This window comes from Phytomonospora endophytica (genome assembly GCF_014202425.1).
GTDB classification, from domain to species: Bacteria; Actinomycetota; Actinomycetes; order Mycobacteriales; family Micromonosporaceae; genus Phytomonospora; species Phytomonospora endophytica.
In genome coordinates this window covers 345,254-365,105 of the sequence record NZ_JACHGT010000001.1, presented here as the reverse complement: position 1 = coordinate 365,105, position 19,852 = coordinate 345,254, and the positions used below count along the sequence as shown (strand labels likewise).

Below are 19,852 nucleotides of genomic sequence, written 5' to 3'. Positions count from 1 at the left end.
ACCGCCTGTCCTTCCCCACCCCAACCCCCACCCCAAAACCAAACGGGCCCGCCCCCGCGCGACAGTTCGCGCGGGCACGGGCCGCGTTCGGCCGTACATGCTGCCCACCACGGCCGGGGCGCCATCCCCGGCCGTTCGTTCGGTCCCGGTCGTCGCCACCACCACGGCACTCGCGAGAGCGCCCGCCGCGGCGGCGGCCTTTGACCGGGCCCCACCTCTTGCCTAGTAGTTCTCGATCTTCGGGTACTCCGGCATCTTCATCGTCGTGTGGCCGAAGGTCATCTGGAAGGCCTTCTGCCAGTCCCCGTTGCGGAACGACTCCTCAAGGGTGTCGTTGATGAACTTCCGCAGTTCGGGCGAGCCGTGCTTCAGGCCGATCCCGTAGCGCTCCGACGTGAAGGGGTTGTCCAGCACGCGGTACGCGTCGGGGTTGGACTGGGCGAAGCCCTGCAGGATGACGTTGTCGGTGCTCACGGCCTCGACCGGCTGGGCGCCTTCGAGCGCGGCCACGCAGCTGGAGTAGTCCTTCAGCTCGACGACCTCGACTCCGGCCTGCTTCTTCAGCTCCTTCGCCGAAGTGGAGCCCTTGGCCGCGCAGACGCGTTTGCCCATGAGGTCGTCGACCGACTCGATGCTCTTATTATCCTTTTTCACCAGAATGTCTTGACCGGCGATGTAATAGGGGCCGGCGAAGTCGACTTCGGCCTTGCGTTCGTCGTTGATGGTGAACGTGGCGATGACCATGTCCACCTGGTTGGTGCTCAGATACGTCGTCCGGCTCTTGGCCAGGGTCTCGATGAACTCGATGTTGACGCCTTCTTCGACGGTGCCGAAGATCCGCTGGGCGATGATGCGCCCGATCTCGGCGTCGAAGCCGTCGATGCGGCCGGTCGCCTCATTGCGCAGGCCGGTGAGGGGCTGGTCATAGCGGGTACCGACGAGGAGGCGGCCGATGTCCTTGATCGCCTGGATCTCCGGCGGAAGGGAGTCGTCCGGTGCCTGCGTCATCACATAACGCGACCCGGTCGGCGCGGAGGGTACTTCGTCTTCTCCGCAAGCTGCGAGGGGAAGCAGCGCGAGCGCCATAAGTACTACGGCGAACCTACGAAGGGATGAGCGCGCTGTTAAAAAGTGCGATCGCCTTGCGACGATTAGCTTGGCAGGCTTGAGCATGCGGATGAGCCTAGCGAGAAACCGCTTCCTTGTGACCGAGACCCCACTCGCATTTTTTCGCCTCGCCGGGGGCCTTCGGACTAACGTTGCGAACGTGACACATCCGACGGCGACGGAGCCGGTGACGCGCCCTCTCGACCTTCAGCGACGTGGGCTCGTCGACTACCAGACGGCCTGGGACCTGCAGCGCGAGCTGCACGCCCGGCGCATGGATGACGAGCTCCCCGACACGGTCCTGCTCCTGGAGCACCCGAGCGTCTTCACCGCCGGGAGGCGGACCGAGGAGTGGCAGCGCCCCAACGACGGGACGCCCGTCGTCGAGGTCGACCGGGGCGGGCTGATCACGTGGCACGGCCCGGGCCAGCTCGTGGGCTACCCGATCGTGCGCCTGCCGAAGCCGCTCGACGTCGTCGCCTACGTGCGGCGGATGGAGCGTGTCCTCATCGACGTGTGCGCCGAGCTGGGGGTGCACACGATCCCGATCCCGGAGCGCACGGGTGTCTGGGTCCCGGCCGACGACCGGGGCCCCGCCCGCAAGATCGCCGCGATCGGCGTGCGGGTGCGGTGGGCGGTCACGATGCACGGCTTCGCGCTGAACTGCGACAACGCCTTCGACGGCTTCAACGCGATCGTCCCCTGCGGGATCGTCGACGCCGAGGTCACGTCGCTGTCGAAGGAACTCGGCCGCGACGTGACCGTCGCCGAGGTGACACCGCTGGTGGAGCGCCACCTGCCGAAGCTCCTGGCCTGAAGGCCGGTCCGAGTCGAGAAGGGGAGCCCGTGCCGGGGCTCCCCTTCCTCTCTTACAGGTCGTAGTCCTCGGCGACCTTCGCGTGGTGCTCGACATCGCGGTCGGCGTCGACCGCGAGCGGGTGCCACGACATGGGGTGGTCCCACCCGGCCGTCAAACCTTTCAGGAGTTCGTGCGCGGCTTCGGCGCCGGCCGTGGGCGGGACGGCCACGCCGATGTAGACGCCGGTGACGGTCGCGTCGGCTCCGGGCGGGAAGAGCTGGTAGTCCTCGTCGGTGTAGACCCAGACGCCGTAGTCCTCGGTGCGGAGGGCGTCGATGAAGGTTTCGAGGGCCTCCTCGCCGGGGTGGACACCGTCGACGAAGTAGGTCCGGTATCCGCCGGGCCGCAGGAGGCGGACGGCGGCGATGGGCGGGTACCAGCCTTCGCGGTCCTCCTCGTCCTCCGGCGGGGCTTCGAGGGCGGCCGGGTCGATCACGACGAGGTCGCCGTGGTTGAGGGGCGCGCCGGGGCGGGTGACCGACTCGACGCGGGCGGTGGCCGGACCGGTCCGGATCGCGAGGACGGTGAGCCGCCCGTCGGGCCGGTCGTAGCGCAGTTCGATCGGGTGCCAGCGCTCGTCGATGACACCTTCGGGGGTGTCGAGTTCGATCCCGATCACCGCGCACTGGGCGCGGACGGCGACCCAGTCGCCGTTGATGGTCGCGGCGATGATCAGCGACCACCTGTCGGAGGGGTGTGCGCGGACGTGGTCCTCGGCGTCCGGGGCATCGGAGGTGCGGTCGAGCAGGTCGCTCCACACGCGCTGCGCGGTCTCGAAGTCGCCGAGCTCGCGGGCGGCGTGCGCCCACATGCGGCGGGTGTTGACGACGGCGTCGTCGAGGGCGACGATGGCCGCGCACTCGCGGGCCACGTCCTCCCATTCGCCCTGGTCGGCGGCCCAGGAGGCGCGGAACCAGTGAGCCTGCGCAGGGTCGGCGGGGGCGACGAGGGCGGCGAGCCGTTTGATGCCGGCGCCGTCCTTGGCGCGCAGGAGCACGTCACAGAGGAGACGGTTGCGGCTTTCGTTGGCCGGGTCGGCCTCGACGCCCTCCCACAGCAGGGCCGCGGCCTTCCAGGGCATCCCGAGCACCGACAGGTACTGGGCGAGGAGCCCGAGCACGCGCTGGTCCTCGGGTGCGGTCTCGTGGGCGACGGCGAGCAGGTCGAGGTTCTGCTCGGGGTCGGCGGGCTGGTAGGAGCCGTCCTCGCCGGCGACGCCCAGGGCCTCCAGGTAGCCGGGCAGGTGCTCGACGGGCACGGGCAGTTCCGGCGTGGGCAGCGCCTCGGCGTCACGGCGCATGGCGACGAAGTCGCGCATGGTCGGGGTGTCCTTGCGGCGGAGGTCGTCGACCTTGCGGGCGGCGAAATCGCCGATCGCCCGCGCGACGGTCCCCGCGCCTCGCCGGTTCGCCAGTCGCCCGGCGATGAGCAGCATGTTCAGGCAGGCGCGGTGGGAGCCGACGGCGTCGAGGTAGGAGGCCCAGTTGGCGACGGCGGTGCCGAGGCGGGGGACGTTGTCCACCACGCCGAGCCCGATGAGCTTCTCGACGGTCGCGGCCCACCGCAGGCGCAGGTCGGCGTGCGCGATGGGTTCGGCGATGTCGGGGAGCTGGGCGATGGCGTTATCGGTGTCGCCGAGGGTGGCGTGGAGCAGGGCGCGGGTGAGCGCGAGCTCGCGTTCGTCGTCCTCGTCGAGTGCGTAGGGGCCTTTGCGGCGGGCGGCCTCGGAGCGTTCGAGGAGGTCGAGGCCTTCCTGGGCGCGGTCGAGCTGGCCGAGGAGCCGGGCACGGTGGAGGTGCATGTACAGGGAGGGCTCGCCGCCGGCCGCACGGTGCTTGCCCTCGGCCTCCTCGATGTAGGCGAGGGCCTCTTCGGTGCGTCCGTCGTCGTTGAGGGCGTAGCTGTACTCGCGGGTGAGGCAGTCGAAGCAGTTGCGGGCCGGTTCGATGCGGGCGAGGGTCTCGTCGAGGATCGCGATGCGCTCGTTGACGTAACCGGGGCCGTCGATGCGGGCGTGGGCGATGCAGAAGTCCTGGACGACGCAGACCGACTGGGGGCAGTCCTTGGTCTCCTCGCGGTGGGCGAACTCCAGCAGCGCGGTGGCCTCGGGGAGCGCCTTCTCGCCCTGCTGGCGTTCGTTGACCAGCGACTGGAGGCGCCAGTGGCGGAGGAACACCTCGACCCACGGGAGGTCGAGGGCGCGGGCGGTGGCGACGGCCTCGGGGTAGATCGCGTCGACCTCGTCGGGGCGGCCGTTGACGGCGTGCCCGGAGATCTCGGCGACGGCGTCGGCGAGTCGGGGGTGGCCGGCTTCGATGAGCTCGCGGTGGGTCTCGTGCACCCAGGCCCAGATGTCGGTGGTCATCGGGGGTCGGTCTCCTGTGCGTCGGTGGATGGCGCGGGATCGGTTTCGGCGACGAGGCTTTCGATGGCGCTGCCGACGCCGACGAGGGCGGCGGTGAGGTCCCCGCGGTGGCCGGTCTCGCCGGCGGTCGAGGCCATGATGACCTTGAGGGACCGCAGGAGGGCGGCGGCGGTGGTGCAGCCGGGATGGTCCGCGCGGCGGGCGCCGAGAAGTCTGCGGACGGCGAGGTTGTCGAGGTTGAGGTAGAGGCGGGCGGCGACGGAACCGTCGGTGCCCGCGGTGAAGTCGCGCGCGAGGGCGAGTGCCGCGCTGGGGATGCGGGAGGCGGTCTCGTCGGCTTCGATGCGGCGTTTGAGGGCGACGTCGGCGTCGGGGACGAGGACGAGGGGCAGTGCGGAGGGGGCGTAGCGGGCGGGGACGAGTTCTTCGCCGTCGTCGGTGAGGACGGCGGTGAGCCAGGCGTGGTCCTGTGTGGACAGTGGCGTGTCGGTGTCCTTGAAGAGGCGACGGTCGCCGTCGCTGGTGCCGAGTTCGACGACGGGGCAGGCGCGTTCGGTGCCGTAGCGGCGCAGGAACGGCAGGACGGCGTAGCGGTCGCCGCGGGCGATGGGCACCTGCATGGCGCGGTAGAGCATCTCGGTGAAGCCGCCACCTTCGCCGGCGTTGACGTGGATGGTGCCGCTGCCGGCGGCGCGGAGGGCACCGGCGGTCATGTCGCCGTTGGAGGTGGGGACGGGGACGTCGTCGGCGAGGAGTTCGAAGAGGCGGTCGTCGCAGAGGGCGGCGCCGAGGAGGACCTGGCCGTGGCGGGCGAGGACGCGCTGCCAGGTGCCGGGCTGGGTGCGGGCGATCTCGAACATGCCGTTGATGATGGACTCGGTGAGTCCTTTGTGGACGGCGCGGTAACGTTCGTCGCGCTGGAGGTCCTCGCGGCTGGCGGTGGGTGTGAGGCGGGCCGACTCGATGACGCCGCCGACGAATCCGGCCCAGGTGGGCAGAAGGTCGCGGGCGTCGTGGGAGAGCATCATGCCGCGTAGGCAGACCGAGAGGTCGCGGTTGTCGGTGGAGCCGTAGGTCGCCGAGTCCTGGATCCACAGGAGACCGACGGCGTCGGAGCCCTCGGCCTCGGTGTCGGGGCGGACCGGGATCGTGCACAAGGGGGCCAGGCGCTGCGCGAAGCGGGAGGCGAAGGCCATCTCGGACTGGCGGGAGGCGTTCTCCTCGCGCCATGGGACGGGCAGGTCGTTGACCGGGCTCGCGGCGTCGCCGAGGTGGACGGCGATGGGCAGCAGCGCGCAGTAGCGGGTCAGGACCTCGCGGAGGGTGTCCTCGGCGGCGAGGTAGGCGTACTCGGGCTTGAGTCGCAGCGTCACCTCGGTGCCCGGCGACTGCGGGGGCGCGTCGATCACGGAGTAGGTCTCGCCGCCGACGGAGTGGTAACGGTGCCCGGCGTCGGTCTCGCGGTGCGAGGTGGTGACGACGGTGACCTCGTCGGCGACCGCGAAGGCCGACAGGAAGCCCAGCCCGAAGGCGCCGATGAGGTCCTCGCTGCCGGTGACGTCGCGCAGGAGCCGGGTGTAGCCGGTGCCGACGGTGGCGAGGTAGGCGTGGATCTCCTCCTCGGTGAGCCCGGCGCCCTCGTCGCGAACGGAGACCGTGCCGGCCGACTCGTCACCGCGCACCACGATGCGCCCGTCGCTCGCCGAGGGGTCTTCGAGGCGGCGGCGGGTGATCGAGTCGTGGGCGTTCTGCACCAGTTCGCGCAGGGCCACGAGGGGTGTGGAATAGAGGTGGGCGGCGAGGACGGACACGAGGCCGCCGAGGTCGACTTCGGTCTGCCTGAGCTCTTCGCGCATGGTCGGCAAGTTTGCCATGCGGGTACGACGTTCGCGTACCGGGTTTGCCGCGCAGGGGGTCGCCGGAGGGGGTCAGGCGGCCCGCGCGACCGGCGCGGGGGCGGCCGGGACGACCAGCGGCGTCGCGGTCTCCGGGTCCTCGATGACGCGGCAGCGCAGCCCGAAGACCTCTTCGATGAGTTCGGCGGTGACGATCTGCGCCGGGGGCCCTTCGGCGACGATGCGGCCGTCGGTCATGGCGATGAGGTGGGTGGCGTAGCGGCAGGCGAGGTTGAGGTCGTGCAGGACGGCGACGAGGGTCCGGCCCTGCGCGGCGTTGAGGTCGGCGCACAGGTCGAGGACGTCGACCTGGTGGGCGATGTCGAGGAAGGTCGTCGGTTCGTCGAGGAGCAGGATCGGCGTCTGCTGGGCCAGGGCCATCGCGATCCACACGCGCTGCCGCTGCCCGCCGGACAGCTCGTCGACCGGGCGGGCGGCGAGGTCGAGGACGCCCGTGGCGACCATCGCCTCCTCGACGACGCGCTCGTCGGTCTTCGACCACTGCCGCAGGAGGCTCTGGTGCGGGTACCGGCCGCGGGCGACGAGGTCGGCGACGCTGATCCCCTCCGGGGCCGTCGCCGACTGCGGCAGCAGCCCGAGCCGCCGCGCCGCCTCCTTCGCCGGGTAGGAGCCGATGAGGCGCCCGTCGAGGTGGACGGTCCCCCGCTGCGGTTTGAGCATCCGCGCGAGCGCGCGCAACAGCGTCGACTTGCCGCAGGCGTTGGGACCGACGATCACCGTGAACGAGCCGTCGGGGATCGAGACCGAGAGTCCGTCGGCGACGATGCGCTTGTCGTAGGCGAGCACGAGGTCTTCGGCGTGCAGGCGGTCGGGCATGGCGTGTCCTCACGACGGCGGGCGCTCAGGAGCGAGCGGGATGCTTAGGCGAGCCTAACCTCGCATGGCCGTCGAGTGCACGCGGGTCAGGACGTGATCTCGACCGGGCGCGGGTCCCAGTACAGCCAGCGCCCCCAGGAGTCGGCGAGCGCGAGGGTCTCGGCGGAGACCACTCGGCCGTCGCGGTAGGTGACGGCGGTCAGGTGCGCTTTGTTGTTCGTCTCGGTGACGGGGTCTCGGCTGATCAGGCCGAGGGAGTTGGCGGGCGCCTCGATACTCAGCCAGACCAGGTCGCGGCCGGCTTCGGCGAGGATCTCGGCGAAGCGGGGCCTGCGTTCGTGGAGGCAGCACAGGACGCTGGAGCCGTATACGACGGGGAGGCGCCCGTCGGGGATCTCGGCGAGGGCTGCGGGGAGGACGTCGAGGAGATCGCCGATGTGCCAGGTGAGTTCGGTGTTGGCGGTTTCGGCGAGGGCGAGGTCGACGCGGCGGAGCTGGTCGGCGAGGTCGGGCCGGACGCTCGCGCGCAGGAGGGCGACGGTGGCGGGGTCGTCGGTGCGGATGGGGTCGCGGTCGATGACGCAGCGGCCGGCGACTCTGACGGGGTGGCCGAGGTGGGCGGGGTCTTCGCCGCGGAGTTCGAGGTCGAGGACGAGTGGGCGGTCGCCGTTGACGGTCTCGGTGCGGTTCTCTCGGGTGAAGCGGTATCCGTAGCGGTCGGGGCGGGCGGTGAGGCCGGCGGCGCCGCCGAGTTCGACGAGCCAGAGCGGGCGGGTGTCGCGGGCGGCGGTGAGGGCGAAGGCGGGCCAGAACTGGGCGACGCGGGCGGGGTCGTTCCAGCGGGAGTCGTTGTCGCGGACGAGTGCGGTGAGGCGTTCGTGGTGCTCGGCGAGGAAGGCGGCGAAGGTGTCGACGAGGGTGCCGTCGGCGCCTTTGCCGCCTCCGAGGGTGGCGAAGTGGGCGGCGAGTGGGTGTCCGGTGGCTTCGGCTCGGAGGAGGAGGCTCACGGCGGTGAGGAGCCGGTCGGGGAGGTTCCACCGGACGGGGAGGCCCGCGAGTGGGGCGGCCAGGGCGGGGTCGTCGGCGACGGCCCGGCACAGGCGGGAGAAGACGGGGAGTTCGGCGGGCGACTGTTCGGCCCTGTTGTGGAAGACGCGTTCGAGCGTCATCTCTTCAGTCATATCGGTCAGACGCTAACCCGAGGTGACCCCTCCGCGCTGTCCCGTAAGGAACGTACCGGGCCATCGGTACATACATGATCACGGTCTGCACAGAGATCGACATCACATGAAGTACCTGGCAGTAGCCCCTTAGCGTGGTTAATCGTCCAACTGCCGATCAAGGTCGGCGAAACAGCCCACTTCCACACAGGGAGTCGTCGTGCGACTTCGCTCGATAGGAATCCTGGTCGGGGTCCTCACCCTGATCCCGGCGGGAACGGCCTATGCCGATCCCCCGGCCGCCCCTACCACCATCACCCCCACCGACACCGTCACCCTCCCCACCGGCGACGTCGTGCTGCCCTTGCCGGACGGCCGCTTCGACGTGCGTCCCGGCCCGGGCCGCGAGGGCGTCACGTTCACTTCGCCGACGGCCCCCGACGGGTCCGGCGATCGTCTCCTGGTGCCCGCCGACGTGCTCGACCAGCTCGGTTCCGGCGGGCTCGATCCCGCGCTGTTCAACGTCGACGCGATCCTGCGCGGCGAGACGGCGGGGACCTCTTCCTTCGCGCCGCTCGCCGGGGACGCGCAGGCGGTGACGGTCGCCTTCGAGACGCCGTCGGGCGCGATCACGAAGCAGAAGCAGGTCAACCTGCAGGATCAGGTGACCGGCAAGGTCTTCTACCTGCGCGACCAGGGCGACGGCACGGTCGCCGGCCTCGTTCCGCCCGGTGAGTACAGCGCGCTGGCCTACCAGCAGACGCAGCCGTCGGCCGGGACCGCCGGGTTCGCGTCCCTCACCTACCACCGGCTCACCGTCGCCGACGCGCCCACCGGGTTCACCGTCGAGGGCAACGACCTGGAGGAGCTGACCTTCACCGTCGACCGCAAGGACGCCGTGGCGCACAGCGCGGAGTTCAAGCTGCAGGCGAACCTCCCCGGGATCGACACCGGGATGAGCTACACGACGATCCTCGAAGGCGACTGGCGGATCTACTCCACGCCGGCCGAGGCCGAGGGCCTGCTCTTCGCGATCCGGCCGACCCTCACCGGGCCGGAGGACGAGGGCGGGCAGACGGCCTACGGCTACCACCTCGCGTACACCGCGACCGGCGAGATCCCCGCCGACCTGTCGTGGCGCGTCCGCGACCGCGGCCTGGCCAAGCGCGTCGTCGACTACCAGGCGCAGGGCTACAAGATCGACTTCCGTCGCAACAGTTACGGGCGGGTCGACTCCGGGCACGACTCGGCCTTCGTGGTCCCCGAGTTCGCCGTCCGCACGCCGCAGGTGCGCACCGAGTACTACACCGCCTCGCCGGAGGTGGAGTGGTTCCACACCGCGCAGTTCAACGCCGAATACCCGGCCGACTACATCGTCCACTACGGCGGGCACTACAAGACCGGCAGCGCGCGGGACACCTGGTTCGGCGCGCCGGTCGGGCCGGGCCTGGTCCACGAGCGCTACGCCTTCTCCCTCAACCGGTCCGGCGACCAGCTGTCGGGCATCACCCCGATGTTCACCGGACCCGACGCCGCCGAGGCCGGCTGGGGCCTGGTCGGGGTCACCGGGGTGACGACACTGTCCCGCGACGGCGTGGAGATCGCACGCAAGGACAGCCGCCTGGAGTCGCAGAACTACTACCTCCCGGCCGGTGACTCGGGCACCTACACACTCGCCGTCGACGCCACCCGGGACGTCCCGTGGACGGCCCTCGGCACGCGCGCGACGGCGACGTGGACCTTCGACTCGGCGAGCACGGCCGAACGTGAGGCCGTGAACCTGTCGACGGTGTCGCTGGACGCCTCCGGCGTCGAGAACGGCTACGCCCGGCGGTGGGTGCCGCAGGTCGTGACGCTCGACGCGCACCGGCAGGGCGCCGCGGCGAAGACCACGTCGATGACGATGGAGGTCTCCTACGACGACGGCGTCACCTGGAAGAAGGTGTCGCTGCTGCGGCACGGCGACCAGGCGCTCGGGCTGCTGGTGCACCCGGCGGGGGCGACGTTCGTCTCGGTACGGCTGTCGTCGACCGACTCGATCGGCGGTTCCTTCGCCGCCACGACGATCCGGTCCTTCGGACTGAAGTGACCGGTGGTCGCGCCCGGGTGCGTCAGCGCCCGGGCGTGACGCCGTCGGGGAAGTGCGCCGAGGCGAGGTCGCCGACCTTGCCGATGGAGCCGAGGTCGAACGGCGGTTCCAGGCCGGCCGAGCCGTTGTCGAACACGACCTCGGTGATGAAGGAGCCGTCGGTGTCGCGGCCGGCGACGGTCACGTAGGACTCGGCGAGGGCCAGGCCGGTGAAGACGTGGCCGGCGGCGTTGATCGACCAGGTGCGCGACACCGTCCACTTCGGACCGGACGTGTCGTCGACCTCGGCGAGGACGCCGTCGGCGGTCAGCAGCAGGGCCCGCCCGGCACCGTCGAAGGCCAGGTCGACCGGCGTCTCGACGCCGTGGACCTCGACCGGGGTCACGCCGCCGGGATTGGCGCCCTCGAAGGAGAGGACGCGGCCGGGCGCCTCCGCCGCGAAGAAGAAGCCCCGCCCGTCACGGCGGAAGGCCAGGCCCCGCTTGCCTTTCGGGACCGACAGGGCCGCGTGCACGCCCCCGCGCTGCGAACTGACCTCGTCCCCGGCGATCCACCAGTGGTCGCCGGTCGAGGGGTCGAAGGCGTTCGACAGGTCACCCGCGAGCGGGCCGAGCTCGACGACGGTGTCGCCGATCTCCTGGTCGCGCACGGAGAAGATGCGCGCGGGGGCCGGTTCACCGACGGCGCCCTGGATGCCGATGGCGTAGATCTCGTCCATGGAGTGCCTCTTCGTCCGTTGTGAGGCTTTCCACGGTAGACGAGCGCGGGGTGCCGCGGGGTCGGCTCGCCGAGGCCCGAGCCCGGGCCTCGACGGCCCGGACCCGGTTCCCGTCAAGGCGTCAGCCGGTGCAGGTCGCGCGGGAACAGCGTGACCTCGCGGATGTTGGCCGCGCCGGTCAGCTGCGCCACGAAGCGCTCCAGCCCGATCGCGAAGCCGCCGTGCGGCGGCATGCCGTGCTTGAAGGCCGCGAGATAGCCCTCGTAGGCCTCCGGGCTCTCCCCCCGCGCGGCGAGCGCGGCGAGGTAGTCGGAGTACTTGTGCAGCCGCTGCCCGCCGGTGACCAGCTCGGTGCCGCGGAACAGCAGGTCGAAGGACGCGCTGTAGGCGGGACGTGCCGTGTCGGGGTGGGCGTAGAACGGGCGCTTCGACATGGGGTAGCCGATGATGTAGGCGAAGTCGCTGCCGTGCTCACGTTTCGCCCACTCACCGACCCAGCGCTCGTGCGCGGGGGCGAGGTCGTCGAGCCCTTCGGTCTCCTCGCCCGTGGCCTCCGTGATCATCGCGAGGGCCTCGGTGAAGTGCAGTTCCGGGACCTTCGCGGGCATCACCGGCAGGCTCAGGCCCAGGGTGGCCAGGGCCGCCCCGGCGCGTTCCTCGACGGCCGACAGCATGCCGCCGACGGCCGCTTCGAGGACCGCCTGCACGTCGGCGTAGCCCTCGATGAAGCCCAGTTCGGCGTCCAGCGAGACGTACTCGGCGAGGTGCCGGACCGTGTCGTGCGGTTCGGCCCGGAAGACCGGCCCGACCTCGAAGACGCGCTCGAAGACGCCCACCAGGGTCTGCTTGTAGAACTGCGGGCTCTGCGCCAGGTAGGCCTTGCCGCCGAAGTAGTCGACGGTGAAGACGCTGGCGCCCGACTCGGTCGCCGTTCCCACCAGCTTCGGGCTGTTGACCTCGGTGAACTCCCGCTTCGACAGGGCCTCGCGGAAGCCCGCGACGGCGGCCGCGGCGATCTCGAAAGGCGCCCGCTTGCGCGGGTGCCGCAACGCGACCTGCGCGTTGTCGAGGGTCGTCGGAAGCGTCGCGCGCAACTCCGGCCGGTAGAGGTCGAAGGGCGCCGGTTCGGCCGGTTCACCGAGCAGCCGCAGCGCCGGGCCGGTGATCTCGACACCGCCGGGGGCGTCGGCGTTGGCCGTGGCCTCGCCGGTGAACTCGACGACGGTCTCCTCGGTCAGGGCCTCGATCCGCGCCCTCAACTCGGGCTCGCGGACCACGACCTGCGCCAGCCCGGAACGGTCGCGGACGACGGCGAAGACGACGGACTTGAGGATCCGGCGGCGATGCAGCCAGCCGGACACCCGCACGGTCCGTCCGATGTGGACGGCCAAGGCCGAGGCCAGGACCCGTGGCGGGTCGGCGCTCGCCTCGGGGACTGCGGCGGTCTGTTCGATGGGTTCGATGGACATCTGCTCTCACACCTCCTTGATTCACTGGGAATCCCCGGAGGTGTGGGCGACGGGGAGTCGCGGTACCACCACACCTTCACCGCGCACCGGCTGCGCGCGGCCTTCATGACACCCGTCTCGTGGGCCAGTCCGGCGGGCTCTACTCGGCGTCTCGCGACACCTTTCTTCCCGCGGCTCGGGAGGGTCTTCGCACCCGTTCCGCGGTCCACCTTCACAGCTGCCGGTGGCTCTCTCGTCCGCGGATCGGCGGGTGTTACTCGGCTCCGTCGATGCCGTGCCACGGACCGTAGCACAAGCACCGGGCGGTCGTCAGGGGGTAATCGGCGCAGCCGACGGGAGACGACGCGCGTGGGGCCGGAAAGCGAACCCGAACCGAATTCCGGCGTCCTCGAAGAATGGCGCCGACCACACCGCACGTTCACGCGCTGCGTGTCCGTTGTGAACGTGGGCCTGCGGCGGGCGTAACCGGTCATGAACACGCTTACCCCTGATACCGCACGCAGTGAAACGCGGAAACGGTCGCCGCCCGGGCGAAACCGCCGCGTACTAGTGCCCGGGAGAGTATCCGCAGTGCAACACGCCCGCTTCATCTTCCAGACCCTGCCCAACACCGCACTCGCCGTTACGAAAGCCGCCGCGGGGCCGCTGCGCTGGACCTTGATATCGGCGAACAACCGGCGAATCGGAAATTGCACCGACGGTTATCCGACCTATCTCGAATGCCGCGGCGCGGTCCTGAATTTACAAGCCGGAGCCGCCCGGCTCACCTCCGCACAAATCGTCGACGACCGCAGCGGGCGAATGAGCTGGCTCATCGAACTCGACGGGATACCCGTCGCCGAATCGAGCCGTTCATATCTGCGCGCGCGTGAATGCGCCTACAACCTCGAACGCTTTCTCGACTCGGTGCCCGTCGCCGAGATCACCTCCGGAGTGCAGGTCGTCCGCCACCACGGACTCCCGCCACCGCCCCAGCCACCCGTCCCGAAAGAGATCCGCCGGTGACCACCACCCTCAGCGAGACGACGACGCCCGCCGGGCGCGAGCATGACCCGCCCGACCGGCCTCGCCGCCTCGCCCACCGCGCCGGGCCCGCCGACCGCGTCTTCCGCGGCGTCAGCCGCGCCGGCGGCCTCGCCGTCCTGCTCATCATGTGCCTGGTCGGCGGCTTCCTGCTCTACCGGGGCTGGGAGGCCCTCCACGTCGCCGGCTGGTCCTTCTTCACCACCGAGGAATGGGCCCCCGAAGGCGGCGATTTCGGCATCGCGGCCGTCCTCACCGGCACACTGCTGATCGCGAGCGTCGCGATCGGCATCGCCGTGCCGCTGGCGATCGGCACGGCCCTCTACATCTCCGAGTACGCCCCCGGCCGACTGCGCAGGCTCCTGGTGAACCTCGTGGACCTGATGGCGGCGGTGCCCAGCGTCGTCTACGGCCTGTGGGGCGCGTTCCTCATGGAGGGCAGCGTCCTCGGTGTCGCGCGGTGGATGTCGACGTGGCTCGGCTGGCTCCCGCCGTTCGCCGTGGAAGGCGTCGACCCGAACGATCCCCTGGCCTCCGAGACCGTCTACACGCGCTCGACGCTGCTCGCCGGGCTGGTCGTGGCGATGATGGTCACGCCGATCGCCTCCTCGGTCATGCGGGAGGTCTTCTCGCAGGCGCCCGTCGGTGAACGCGAAGGCGCCTACGCCCTCGGCGCGACGCGCTGGGGCATGATCCGCGCGGTCGTGCTCCCCTTCGGGAAGGGCGGCATGATCGGCGGGACGATGCTCGGGCTGGGCCGCGCGCTCGGCGAGACGATCGGCGTGGTCATGACGATCTCGCTGGTGTACGAGATCCAGCCGCACATCCTCCAGGCGGGCGCCAGTTCGATCTCGGCGCTCATCGCCAACCGCTACGGCGACGCCTCGCCCTTCGCGGTGTCGGCGCTCATGGCGGCGGGCCTCGCCTTGTTCGTGCTCACGCTGATCGTGAACCTCATCGCCTCGACGATCATCGCCCGGAGCCGATCGGGGGCCACCGGTGACGCGTGAACTCATCCTCCCCGAGAACGCAGCAACGTCCCTTGTGGACGAGGCGGAGACCGTGACGCCGACGGTGCCGTCGGCCTCCGACGAGCGGCCACGCCGCCGGATCGGTACCGCCCGGCGCGGCGACGCGTTCGCGGTGTCGGCCGCGGCGGCCGCGGCGGTCGGCGTCGGAGTGCTGCTGTTCGGATACCTGACGCCGTTCACGGGAACCCTCGGGTTCGTCGTGGTGACCTACCTGGCGTTCCTGGGCTGCTACACGCTCCTGGTGTCCCTCGACGATCCCGGCCCCGCGATCCGCGACCGGATCGCGTCGGTCGCCGTGCACAGCCTGGGCTTCCTGGTGCTGGCGGCGCTGATCGTGGTCGTCGTCTACACCTTCATCGAGGGCGCGGGCGCGCTGCCGCACCTCAACTTCCTCACCGAGGACATGTCGGTCACCGGGCCGCTGGATCCCCTGAGCGGCGGGGGAATCCTGCACGCGGCGATCGGCACGCTGGAGCAGATGGCGATCTCCCTCGCCGTGACCGTGCCGCTGGGAATCGTCTGTGCGGTGTACCTGTCGGAGGTCAAGGGCGGGCTGACCCGTTTCGTGCGCACGATCGTGGAGGCGATGACCGCGCTCCCGTCGATCGTGGCCGGCCTGTTCGTGTTCGCCGCGGTGGTACTGGTGCTCGACTTCGGCAAGTCCGGCTTCGCCGCGTCGCTGGCGATCAGCGTGATGATGCTGCCGATCATCATCCGGGCCGCCGACGTGGTGCTGCGGCTGGTCCCCCAGACGCTGCGGGAGGCGTCGCTGACCCTCGGCGCCTCGCAGTGGCGGACCGTGTGGCATGTCGTGCTGCCGACGGCGAGGTCCGGGCTGACTACCTCGGTGATCCTCGGCGCCGCGCGGGGTGTCGGCGAGACCTCGCCGGTGCTGCTGACCGCGGGTTTCACCAAGACCCTCAACATCGACCCGTTCTCCGGCCCGCAGGTGTCGCTGCCTCTGGCCACCTACGAGTTCACCAGGTCGCCGGAGCCGTCGATGGTCGCGCGCGGCTTCGGCACGGCCGCCACGCTGATGGCCCTGGTGCTGATCCTGTTCGTCGTCGCCCGCCTGATCGGCGGCCGCGGAGCCGGGCAGCTGTCGCCCGGGCAGAGCCGCCGGCGGGCCAGGTCCTCGCGCCGGGACCACCGGCGGTTCACCTCGCGGGCGGCCCCCATGAAACGACCGGAGGAAACCCATGTCCCCTGAGGCCCGCCGACGCGTCCGGCTCAACACCGCGCGCGTGGCCGCCGCGATCATCGTCCTCGCGCTGTGGTGGACGTCGCCGGCCTACGCGGCACCGTCCTATGTGCCCGTCAGCGGCGCCGGGTCGACCTGGAGCCAGAACGCCATCGACCAGTGGGCCGCCAACGTCCAGCAGTACGGGATCGTGGTCAACTACGCCGGCACCGGCTCCTCCGACGGCCGCCGCCAGTTCAAGGAGGGCACGGTCGACCTGGCCGTCTCGGAGATCCCCTACGGACTCACCGACGCCGTCGACCACAACGCCGACCCGCCCCCGGCCCGCGGTTACGCCTACATGCCGATCGTGGCGGGCGGAACGGCGTTCATGTACAACCTCAAGATCGGCGGGCGGCGGGTGACGAACCTGCGCCTGTCCGGCGACACCCTGGTCAAGATCTTCACCGGGGTCATCACCCAGTGGAACGACCCGGCGGTCAAGGCCGACAACCCCGGCCTGGCCCTTCCCGCGCGCAAGGTCGTGCCGGTCGTGCGCTCGGACGGGTCGGGCACGACGGCGCAGCTCACCACGTGGATGAAGACCGAGCACCAGGCGGCCTGGAACTCCTACTGCGCCCGCCTGGGGATCTCCACACCGTGCGGGCAGACGTCGTACTACCCGGTCGCGGGCACCGAGTTCATCAAGGCCAACGGCTCCAACGGCGTCGCCGGTTACGTCAAGCAGGACTACGCCGAGGGCGCCATCACCTACGTCGAGTACTCCTACGCGCTCAACGCGCGGTTCCCGGTGGCTAAGGTCCTCAACTCCAGCGGCTACTACATCGAGCCGAAGGCGACCGGCGTCGCGGTGGGACTGCTCGGGGCCGCCATCAACGAGGACCAGGGCTCACCGTCCTACCTGACGCAGAAGCTCGAAGGCGTCTACCGCAACGGCGACAAGCGCGCCTATCCCCTGTCGTCGTACTCGTACATGATCATCCCGACGCGGCTGGAGAACGGCCTCACGCTCAACAAGGCCTACACCGTCAGCGAGTTCGGCTACTACTTCCTGTGCGAAGGGCAGCAGCAGGCCGACGTGCTCGGCTACTCGCCGCTGCCCATCAACCTGGTGCGGGCCGGGCTCGACCAGATCCGCAAGGTACGGGCGCTGTCGGGCGCCGACGCCAAGAACATCGACATCGCCGGATGCAACAACCCGACGTTCTCCAAGGACGGCACCAACACCCTCGCCGCCAACGCGCCACAGCCCCCCGAATGCGACCGGAAGGGTGCGACGCAATGCACGACCGGGACCGGCGGCGCCGAGGCGCCGACGCCGGTATCGCCGGGCGCGCAAGGCAACGGGCCCGGCGGGTCCGGTCCGGGCGGCGCGAGCAACGGGCTCGGCCTTTCGGGCGCACCCGGCTCGGGCAACGGCCCCGGCGCGGGCGCCGACTGGCAGGACGGGGAGGACCTCGGTGTCTTCGGCGTGCCCGTCTCACTCGACGGCGGCGGGGGCTGGAGTCCCCATCACACCGCGATGCTGCTGGCCGGGATCGGTCTCGGTGCGCTCATCTTCACCCCTCCCCTGCTGTCACGACTGCGCGACCGGCGCAAACGGAGCCGAGCATGAGAATCCGATTCCCCATCGCGCGGGCCACGAGGCCGTCGGCGCGGCCGTCCTCCCGTCGCGTGTTCTTCGGCGCCGTCCTGCTGTCGGCGGCGCTCGGGCTCGGTCTGGCACCACTCGGCCCACCCGGGCAGGCCGCCCACGCCGATGAGGCGGCCGACGCGTCGGAACTGACCGTCGAGGCGCCCGCCGGTGGGCCTTTCACGGGTCTGAAGGTGACGGTCTCGAAGACGAAGGGCCTCACCAGTGAGGCCTTGACGGTCACCTGGACCGGTGGCGCTCCGACCCGCCTGGGTTTCGAGGCGAACTACCTCCAGCTCATGCAGTGCTGGGGGCCCGATCCGAACGCGGCCGACTTCCGAGAGACCTGCCAGTACGGCTACTCCGCCTCGCTGCTCAACACGTCGCTGGGGCTGGGCGGCGAGGACACCGACGGGCGCGGCCGGATCGAGCGTTACGGGGAGGACCCGGCCGAGCCGCTTCCGGAGGGCGCGCAGTCGGTGCCGTTCAAGGCGGTGACCGGTGAGCGGACCCCCGACGGCAGCGCGAACGACCCGATGGTCGACGGCGACGGGAAGCCCACGAGCGCGCACCAGACGCTCGCGGAGTTCTTCAATCCCTTCACCACCAACGAGATTCCCGCCGCCCGCACCACCGGCGACGGGACCGGGCGCGTCATCTTCGAGGCGCAGACGGCCGTCGAGGCGCCCGCGCTCGGCTGCGGGGCCGTCGACGGCGGCCGCGCCCGCGGCTGCTGGCTGGTGATCGTGCCGCGCGGGAACGAACGCGTGGACGGGACGCCGGTGCCGGAGCGCACGAAACTCGACGGTTCCCCGCTGCAGGGCGGGATCTTCGCCGACCGCCTCGTGGTGCCGCTGGAGTTCAGCCCGATCGGGGCCTTCTGCCCGCTGGGCGCCAAGGAGTACCGGACCGTCGGCTCCGAACTGGTCGCCGAGGCGGTCACCTCCTGGCAGCCGAAGCTGTGCGCCGATTCCGGGCCGGTGTTCGGGTACAGCACGATCGGCGACGCCCTCGCGCGCTCGCAGGTCGCCGGCGGCAACCCCGGGGCTCCGGGGATGGCCTTCACCGCCGACCCGGTGACCGCCGCCGACGGCCCGAAACAAGTCGTGCACGCACCGGTGACGCTGTCGGGGACGGTGATCGCGTTCAACATCGACGCCGCCACCGAGAACGCCGCCGACCCGGACGCCAAGGCCCGCTACGCCACGGCGATCAAGGACCTGAAGCTGACGCCGAGGCTGGTCGCGAAGCTGCTGACCCAGTCGTATCCGGCCGACGTGCCGGGCGGGAACCAGGGCGAGGCCGCCCACCTGGCGGGCAATCCCCGCTCGCTCACCAACGATCCGGAGTTCCTGGAGCTCCAGCCCTTCTTCAAGCACTTCCATCCACTCGCCTCACAACCTTTCGGGCTGATGACGACGATCGGCGACTCCGCCTCGGCGCGGGCGGTGTGGAGCTGGATCCTCGCCGACGCCGAGGCGGCCGCGTGGATCGGCGGTCGGGCCGACCCGTGGGGTATGAAGGTCAACCCGAACTATCGGGTCACCGACCCGGCGGCGGCCGCCTCCCGAGGTGACTACCCGAAGGCCGATCCCGCGTGCCATCGGGCGAACAGCAAGGTCCCGCCGCCCGGTTACTGCACGCTCGACCTGCGCCCGTACTCGACGTCGATGCACAAGTCGGCCCAGCTGACCCTGCGCGGCGACGCCCTGTCGAAGACCTTCTGGGACGAGAACAAGCTCCCACCGGCCTTCGTCGCCGACGCACCCCGCCAGCCGGGACGCCGCTATCACCTCGCCATCACCGACGCCGCGTCCGCGGCCCGGTACGGGCTCTACACCGCCAGCCTGCGCAACAGGGCCGGCGAGTTCGTGAAACCCGACGGCGCCGGGATGATCGCCGCGGCGACGGCGATGCGGCCCACGGCGGCGAGCGGGGTCGTCGCGACCGATCCCGGGGTTTCCACGCCGGGCGCCTACCCGCTCACCTCGGTGACCTACGCGGCGGTGAACAAGTCCCTCGACCGCGACTCACTGAAGGCCTACGCCGCCTTCATCCGGCACGCCGCCGGGCCGGGCCAGGAGTCCGGGGAGAGCGCGGGACAGCTCCCTCGCGGGTACACGCCGTTGCCCGCCGCCTTCCGGGACACGGCCCGCGAGGCCGCCGAGGAGCTGGAGAAGGTCGCGGTCACCGCGCCGACCACGGGACCCGGCGGCGCCGGGGGTCCGCCCGGCAGGCCCGGTGTGCCCGCTGGCGGCGGCACACCGAGCGGAACGCCGAGTGGGACGGTCCTGCCCAGCACCGAAGCGATCGGGCAATCGGACGCGACGCGGGCGATCGTGCTCGGCGTCATCCGTTTCGCGCTGGTCGCGGCACTGGTCCTCGGCGGCACCGGAATTCTGGCCGGTCCGACGATCCGGAGATTCGCCGGGCGGCACCGCATGACATTGGACCCTTGAGCCTGA

14 protein-coding genes are annotated in these 19,852 nt (G+C 70.9%); 7 read left to right on the top strand and 7 right to left on the bottom strand.

Going from position 1 to position 19,852, the window contains the following annotated elements; translation table 11 throughout:
• Nucleotides 1-222 precede the first annotated feature (222 nt).
• A complete protein-coding gene (locus HNR73_RS01475) occupies nt 223-1,008 on the bottom strand; it encodes a glutamate ABC transporter substrate-binding protein (protein ID WP_184785357.1) in 786 nt (261 codons plus the stop codon).
• 286 nt (nt 1,009-1,294) lie between these two features.
• On the opposite strand from HNR73_RS01475, the gene lipB reads away from it, so the two are divergent.
• Nucleotides 1,295-1,924 (top strand): lipoyl(octanoyl) transferase LipB, encoded by a 630-nt coding sequence (lipB, locus tag HNR73_RS01470; protein WP_239122110.1) that lies wholly within the window; start codon nt 1,295-1,297, stop codon nt 1,922-1,924.
• A gap of 52 nt (nt 1,925-1,976) precedes the next feature.
• On the opposite strand, the gene HNR73_RS01465 is transcribed toward lipB, so the two are convergent.
• From HNR73_RS01465 to HNR73_RS01450, 4 genes are all read right to left on the bottom strand, one after another.
• The gene (locus HNR73_RS01465) at nt 1,977-4,331 is read right to left on the bottom strand and encodes a tetratricopeptide repeat protein (RefSeq protein ID WP_184785355.1); all 2,355 of its coding nucleotides are present in this window, start codon (nt 4,329-4,331) and stop codon (nt 1,977-1,979) included.
• Entirely contained in the window at nt 4,328-6,187 is a 1,860-nt protein-coding gene (locus HNR73_RS01460; protein ID WP_203686121.1) for an ATP-binding protein, read from the bottom strand. Before HNR73_RS01460 ends, HNR73_RS01465 begins: the two co-directional genes overlap by 4 nt.
• Nucleotides 6,188-6,259: 72 nt before the next feature.
• Nucleotides 6,260-7,063, bottom strand: a complete 804-nt coding sequence (locus HNR73_RS01455; protein WP_184785353.1) for an ABC transporter ATP-binding protein — start codon at nt 7,061-7,063, stop codon at nt 6,260-6,262.
• 86 nt (nt 7,064-7,149) lie between these two features.
• Nucleotides 7,150-8,244, bottom strand: coding sequence for a DUF2332 domain-containing protein (locus HNR73_RS01450; RefSeq protein WP_184785352.1), 1,095 nt, complete (start codon nt 8,242-8,244; stop codon nt 7,150-7,152).
• A gap of 199 nt (nt 8,245-8,443) precedes the next feature.
• Between HNR73_RS01450 and HNR73_RS01445 the strand changes: the two genes are divergently transcribed.
• Nucleotides 8,444-10,312 (top strand): hypothetical protein, encoded by a 1,869-nt coding sequence (locus tag HNR73_RS01445; RefSeq protein WP_184785351.1) that lies wholly within the window; start codon nt 8,444-8,446, stop codon nt 10,310-10,312.
• A 22-nt stretch (nt 10,313-10,334) separates the two neighbouring features.
• Here the strand turns inward: HNR73_RS01445 and HNR73_RS01440 are convergent, their stop codons facing one another.
• Together HNR73_RS01440 and aspS are read right to left on the bottom strand one after the other, a co-directional pair.
• Nucleotides 10,335-11,030: a hypothetical protein gene (locus HNR73_RS01440; protein WP_184785350.1), complete on the bottom strand. Its 696-nt coding sequence runs from the start codon at nt 11,028-11,030 to the stop codon at nt 10,335-10,337.
• A gap of 113 nt (nt 11,031-11,143) precedes the next feature.
• Complete coding sequence (gene aspS / locus HNR73_RS01435) at nt 11,144-12,499, bottom strand: aspartate--tRNA(Asn) ligase (protein ID WP_184785349.1); 1,356 nt, start codon at nt 12,497-12,499, stop codon at nt 11,144-11,146.
• Between the two features lie 570 nt (nt 12,500-13,069).
• Here aspS and HNR73_RS40580 point away from each other — a divergent pair.
• The 5 genes from HNR73_RS40580 to HNR73_RS01415 are packed head-to-tail and all read left to right on the top strand — an operon-like array spanning nt 13,070 to nt 19,846.
• A complete protein-coding gene (locus HNR73_RS40580) occupies nt 13,070-13,504 on the top strand; it encodes a hypothetical protein (RefSeq protein WP_239122102.1) in 435 nt (144 codons plus the stop codon).
• The gene (gene pstC / locus HNR73_RS01430; protein WP_239122103.1) at nt 13,501-14,532 is read left to right on the top strand and encodes a phosphate ABC transporter permease subunit PstC; all 1,032 of its coding nucleotides are present in this window, start codon (nt 13,501-13,503) and stop codon (nt 14,530-14,532) included. Before HNR73_RS40580 ends, pstC begins: the two co-directional genes overlap by 4 nt.
• Complete coding sequence (pstA, locus tag HNR73_RS01425; RefSeq protein ID WP_239122104.1) at nt 14,522-15,763, top strand: phosphate ABC transporter permease PstA; 1,242 nt, start codon at nt 14,522-14,524, stop codon at nt 15,761-15,763. Before pstC ends, pstA begins: the two co-directional genes overlap by 11 nt.
• A complete protein-coding gene (pstS, locus tag HNR73_RS01420) occupies nt 15,753-17,369 on the top strand; it encodes a phosphate ABC transporter substrate-binding protein PstS (RefSeq protein WP_184785347.1) in 1,617 nt (538 codons plus the stop codon). Before pstA ends, pstS begins: the two co-directional genes overlap by 11 nt.
• A complete protein-coding gene (locus tag HNR73_RS01415) occupies nt 17,366-19,846 on the top strand; it encodes a hypothetical protein (RefSeq protein WP_184785346.1) in 2,481 nt (826 codons plus the stop codon). Before pstS ends, HNR73_RS01415 begins: the two co-directional genes overlap by 4 nt.
• The last annotated feature ends 6 nt before the right edge of the window (nt 19,847-19,852 follow it).